At 66.9% G+C, this 5507-nt stretch carries 5 protein-coding genes and 1 pseudogene; all 6 read left to right on the forward strand.

The window, feature by feature from the left end; translation table 11 throughout:
* On the forward strand, positions 1-703 hold a 703-nt coding region (locus HC022_RS18300), incomplete at its 5' end, for a hydantoinase/oxoprolinase family protein (protein ID WP_303049079.1).
* A 226-nt stretch (positions 704-929) separates the two neighbouring features.
* Positions 930-1799, forward strand: a complete 870-nt coding sequence (locus tag HC022_RS28615) for a hydantoinase B/oxoprolinase family protein (protein ID WP_167453381.1) — start codon at positions 930-932, stop codon at positions 1797-1799.
* Positions 1800-1947: 148 nt separating this feature from the next.
* Positions 1948-2073 (forward strand): hypothetical protein, encoded by a 126-nt coding sequence (locus tag HC022_RS29720; RefSeq protein ID WP_008885495.1) that lies wholly within the window; start codon positions 1948-1950, stop codon positions 2071-2073.
* 174 nt (positions 2074-2247) lie between these two features.
* Entirely contained in the window at positions 2248-4518 is a 2271-nt protein-coding gene (bamA, locus tag HC022_RS18310) for an outer membrane protein assembly factor BamA (RefSeq protein ID WP_167453382.1), read from the forward strand.
* 1 nt (position 4519) lies between these two features.
* Positions 4520-5248 (forward strand): OmpH family outer membrane protein, encoded by a 729-nt coding sequence (locus HC022_RS18315; RefSeq protein ID WP_167453383.1) that lies wholly within the window; start codon positions 4520-4522, stop codon positions 5246-5248.
* Between the two features lie 166 nt (positions 5249-5414).
* A pseudogene (locus HC022_RS29335) lies at positions 5415-5507 on the forward strand (3-hydroxyacyl-[acyl-carrier-protein] dehydratase FabZ); the annotation flags it as partial.

Raw genomic sequence — 5507 nt, forward strand, 5'->3', positions numbered from 1 at the left:
GGGACCGCTGCACGCCTGCGCCATCGCCCGCGAACTGGGCGTGCCGCGGGTGCTGGTGCCGGCGCGCCCGGGCATCACCAACGCGCTCGGCTGCATCGTGGCCGACCTGCGCCACGACTACGTGGCCACGGTCAACAAGCCGCTCGACGCCTGCGACATGGACGAGGTGCACGCGCTCTTCGCCCGGCAGGTGGCGGATGGCCGCGCCGCCATCGGCCGCGAGCGGGTCGAGATCGCCGAGGAGAAGATCACCCACTCGGTCGAGATGCGCTTCATCGGCCAGACCCACCTCCTGCGGGTGCCGCTGCCCGACGCCGCGCCTACGCGCGCGGATCTGCAGGCGCTCTTCGAAGAGGCCTATTTCAAGCGCTTCCAGGTCAAGCTCCCCGAGATCCGCCCGGCGCTCGTCAACGTCAACAGCTCGGTCATCGGCCGCCGCCCAGAGATCGACCTCGCGGCGCTGATCGACGGCTCCGGGCGCAAGCCGACGCTGGCCGAGGCGCAGACCGGCACGCGGCAGGTGTTCTTCGAAGACTGGACCGAAACCCCGGTCTACTGGCGCGACCACCTGCCGCTCGACGCCGACCTCGCGGGCCCGGCCATCGTCGAGCAAATGGACTGCACGCTGGTGCTCGAACCCGGCGACACCGCCACGCAGGACGCGGACGGCAACCTGGTCGTGACCGTGGGAGAGCGCGCATGATGCCCCCAGCCCCTCTCTGCCGCTGGCCTCACCCCGCCCCCTGGACCCCACGCGCGACAGGACCAAGCAACCCTCCGCAAGACCTCCAGGCAGGCCACCCGCCCGCCGTGGACCATCTCCGGCCAGGACAAGGGCAGGGCACCGCGCCCCGGTCTTCATCTTGCCAGATAAACTCCCGCCGGAGGCATCCGGCATCTCCGTCCTTGCAACGCCGGGAGGTCAGACCATGACGCTCGATCCCATCACCCTCACCGTCATCCAGTCCGGTCTGCAGCAGGTTTGCGACGAGATGGACCTGTCCTTCTCGCGGGCGGCCTTCTCGCCGGTGATCGCCGAGGCCAACGACCGCTCCGACGGCATCTACTCGGCCGAGGACGGCAGCCTGATCGCGCAGGGCTCGCAGGGCCTGCCGGTCTTCGTGGGCGTCATGCAGTATTCCACCGCCACGCTGATCAGGATGATCGAAGAGGGCAAGGTCGTCGCGCCGAAGCCGGGGGACATCTACATCGTCAACGACCCCTACCTCGGCGGCACCCACCTGATGGACGTGCGCTTCGCCATGCCGGTCTGGCGCAACGGCGAGACGCTCGAGCTCGAGCTCACGCCCAAGCGCACGGACGAGCCGCTTCCAGAGGGCGGCTACCACACGGTCTACCGCATCGGCATCGTCGGCGGGCTGGCCTTCGAGCCCGCGACGAGCATGGTGGGCCCCGTCGAGGCCTTCACCGGCGGCGTCGAGCGCACCTGGAGCATCATCACCGGCTCGCTCTCCGGGCTCTGGAACATGGTGATCGGCAACATCTCGTCGTGCAACCTGTCGGGCCCCATCGGCATCGCGCAGACCTCGGGCGCGATGGCAAGCCAGGGCGGGCAGAGCTTCATCACCTTCATCGCCGTGCTCTCGACCGCTGTGGGCCTTCTGAACCTGTTCCCGGTGCCGGTGCTCGACGGCGGGCACCTGGTGTTCCACGCCTGGGAAGCGGTCAGCGGCAAGCCTCCGTCGGACCGCGCGCTCAACGTGCTGATGTCGATCGGGCTGATCCTGATCCTGTCGCTGATGACCTTCGCGCTGACCAACGATCTCTTCTGCCCCTGACGGTGAGCGCAGGAAACCTCCGGCGCGCCACCACCAACTGGCGCGCCGGATCGCCCTAATTGGGCCATATTGGGATGGTAGAACGACGCCCGAACCATTCCCGCTGCGCGCGTCGCGGCCCAATGCGCAAAGAACCGGCGTCCGACAAATGCACACCCTTCAATCCGGCTATCGCGGCCTCGGCCTTCTTGTCACGATCAACTGGGATCGCCTGCTTTCGGTCGGCATGATCGTGGGTGCGTTGTATTTCGGCGCCTTCCTCGGATCGCTGTAGTCACAGCCGGTTTCGGCTTTTGACAAGCCTGCCCAATCCCTTTACTCACGTAAAAAAAATACGGCGGAGTGGATTGGCAGCATGACCAACGGGCAAACGGGAGCGCGCCTCCCGCGCCTTGCGCGCATTTTCAGGGGAACGGCATCTCTCGCGGCAATTTCCGTCGCGTTTTCAATGGCTTTCACGGCGCTTCCCGAGCAGGCCGTGGCGCAGACCTTCTCTTTCAACAACGTGTCGATCGAGGGCAACCAGCGGATCGAGCCCGGCACCATCCTGAGCTACGCCGGAATCGCGCGCGGCGCACCGGTGTCGGCCGCAGAGCTCAACGATGCCTACCAGCGCATCGTCGCCTCGGGCCTCTTCGAGACGGTCGAGATCCTGCCGCAGGGCAACACGCGGGTGATCCGCGTCGTGGAGTACCCGCCGTTCAACCGCACCGCCTTCGGGGGCAACCGCCGCATCAAGGACGAGGACCTCGCCGCGATCGTGCGCTCGCAGCCGCGCCGGGTCTACAGCCCGTCTATGGCCGAGCAGGACGCCCAGTCCATCGCCGACGCCTACACCCAGCAGGGCCGGATCTCGGCCCGCGTGACCCCGAAGCTCATCCGTCGCTCCGAGAACCGCGTCGATCTCGTCTACGAGATCTTCGAAGGCGGCGTGACCGAGATCGAGCGCATCGGTTTCGTCGGCAACCAGGCCTATTCGGACGGGCGCCTGCGCCGCGTGCTCGAGACCAAGCAGGCCGGCCTGCTGCGCGCGATCATCCGCAGCGATACCTACATCGAGGATCGCATCGCCTTCGACCGCCAGCTCCTGCAGGATTTCTACGCCTCGCGCGGCTACGTCGACTTCCGCATCACCGGGGTCAACTCCGAGCTCGCGCAGGAGCGTGACGCCTACTTCGTGACCTTCAACATCGAGGAAGGTCAGCAGTTCAACTTCGGCAACATCTCGGTCGAATCCGATCTGGCCGAGGTCAACGTGCCGCTGTTCCGCGACGCGCTCACGGTGAAGCCCGGCAAGGTCTATTCGCCCTCCGTGGTCGAGAACCAGATCGCCCGCCTCGAGCGGCTCGCGGTCGAGGAGGGGCTGCAGTTCGTGCGCATCGAGCCCCGCGTCACCCGCAACGAGCGCAACCTGACGCTCGACGTGAGCTTCCAGCTCACCCGCGGACCGCGCATCTTCGTCGAGCGCATCGATATCGAAGGCAACACCACCACGCTCGACCGCGTGATCCGGCGCCAGTTCGACACCGCCGAGGGTGACCCGTTCAACCCGCGCGCCATCCGCCAGTCCGCCGAACGCATCCGCGCGCTCGGCTACTTCTCGGACGCGCAGGTCGACGCTCGCGAAGGCAGCACGCCGCAGCAGGTCATCGTTGACGTGAACGTCACCGAGCAGCCCACCGGCTCCATCGGCTTCGGCGGGTCGTACTCGACCACCAGCGGCATCGGCGCGTCGATCTCGGTCGGCGAGACCCACTTCCTTGGCCGTGGCCAGGCGCTTTCGCTGGGCGTCAACACCGCGTCCTCGTCGTCGTCCTACAACTTCAACTTCGTCGAGCCGTACTTCCTTGGCCGCGATCTCGCCTTCGGCCTTGGTGCCAGCTACCGCGAGACCGACAACGAATACGCCGAGTTCGACACCCGCCGCGGCCAGTTCCGCCCGAGCTTCTCGTTCCCGATCTCGGAAAACGGCCGTCTGAGCCTGCGTTACACGCTGGGTTACTCGGACATCCGTAACACCGAAGACGGTGACGCCGGCCAGGTCATCCGCGCGGAAGAGGAAGACGGTGCGCGCTTTGACAGCAGCCTCGGCTACACCTTCAGCTACGACACCCGCCGCACCGGCCTGAACCCCAACGCGGGCGTCCTGCTCGAGTTCGGCCAGGATCTCGGCGGCGTCGGCGGCGACACCACGTTCATCAAGACCAACGTCCGCGCCATCGCGCAGACCCGTGTCTGGAATGAGGAAATCACGCTGCGGGCCTCGTTCGAGGGCGGCGCGCTGAACTACTCCAACGGCTCCAGCCGGGTGACTGACCGCTACCTGCTCAGCGACTCCACGCTGCGTGGCTTCGAGTACGGCGGCATCGGTCCTCGCGAATACAGCGCGGCCGACGATGTCGACGACTCTCTCGGCGGCGACTACTACGCCGTGGCCCGGTTCGAGGCGGAATTCCCGCTTGGCCTGCCGGAGGAATACGGCATCTCGGGCGGCCTGTTCTATGACATGGGCTCGGTCTGGGGGCTCGAGGACAGCACCGTCAACTCGACCACCAACGACGTGCTCTATCAGGACTTCTCGCTCCGCCATGTCGTCGGTTTCTCGATCCTGTGGGACAGCGCGCTCGGTCCGCTTCGGCTCGATTTCTCGAAGGCGCTGAAGAAAGAGAAGCGCGACAAGGAGCAGAACTTCAGCTTCACCATCTCGACCGACTTCTGAGATGGCGCGGGCGCTGCGGCAATCCGCTCTGGCGCTCGCCCTGGCCCTTGCCGGGGCGCCGCTTGCCGCGCAGGAGGCGACGCGCCCGGGCGTGGTGCAGAGCGTGATCCTGACGGTCGAGTTCGACCGGCTCTTCGGAGAAAGCGCCTACGGGCGCCGTGTCACCGCGGCGCTCGAGGAAGAGGGGGCTGCGATCTCTGCCGAGAACCGCCGCATCGAGGCGGCGCTCACCGATGAGGAACGCGCCCTCACCGAGAAGCGCGGCACCGTGCCGCCGACCGAATTCCGCGAACTGGCGGATGCCTTCGACCAGAAGGTGCAGGAGCTGCGCCGCGAGCAGGACGCCAAGGCGCGCTCGCTCGGCAACGTTTCCGATGAGCGGCGGCGCCAGTTCATGGCCGCCGCGCAGCCCGTCCTTGCGGATCTCATGAAGGAGGCAGGTGCTGCGGTGATCATCGACGAGCGCTCGGTGTTCCTGGCGGCGGACGTGATCGACATCACCGACACCGCCATCTCGCGCATCGACGAGGCGATCGGCGACGGCAGCGCCGAGGCACCGCAGGGCCAGCTCGGTACCCAGACTGACGTGCAGCCTGAGGCGCAGCCGGACTTCGTGCCCGAAGCGCAGTCGGACATCGTGCCCGAGGCGCAGCCGGACATCATGCCTGACACTCAACCCCAGACCCGGCCGGACAGTCAGCCCCAGCAGAGCGCCCCCGCGCAGGAGTAGGGCCGCGCTTGCCCCCCGGGGCTGCTGTTGCTACAGCGTTTCTTGAAAGACCTGAACGGTCCCTGCATCGCTTTCCGCCCGTTCCCTTCGGAAGATCCCGGCGGGACGTGGGTCCGGGGTTTCCCGGACCGGTCAAGGGACGACAGTCGGAAACGAAAGGCCCAAGATGACCGATACGCTGCTTTCCGCGGACATTCACCTTATCCAGCGGATCCTGCCGCACCGTTACCCGTTCCTGCTCGTGGACCGTGTCGTCGAC

Origin of the sequence: Salipiger sp. HF18 (assembly GCF_011806505.1) — a bacterium.
Lineage (GTDB): Bacteria > Pseudomonadota > Alphaproteobacteria > Rhodobacterales > Rhodobacteraceae > Salipiger > Salipiger thiooxidans.

Excerpts from the sequence above, each read along its gene's own strand:
- HC022_RS28615 (WP_167453381.1), top strand. The coding sequence starts at position 930 with ATGACGCTCGATCCCATCACCCTCACCGTCATCCAGTCCGGTCTGCAG.
- HC022_RS29720 (WP_008885495.1), top strand. The coding sequence starts at position 1,948 with ATGCACACCCTTCAATCCGGCTATCGCGGCCTCGGCCTTCTTGTCACG.
- bamA (WP_167453382.1), top strand. The coding sequence starts at position 2,248 with ATGGCTTTCACGGCGCTTCCCGAGCAGGCCGTGGCGCAGACCTTCTCT.
- HC022_RS18315 (WP_167453383.1), top strand. The coding sequence starts at position 4,520 with ATGGCGCGGGCGCTGCGGCAATCCGCTCTGGCGCTCGCCCTGGCCCTT.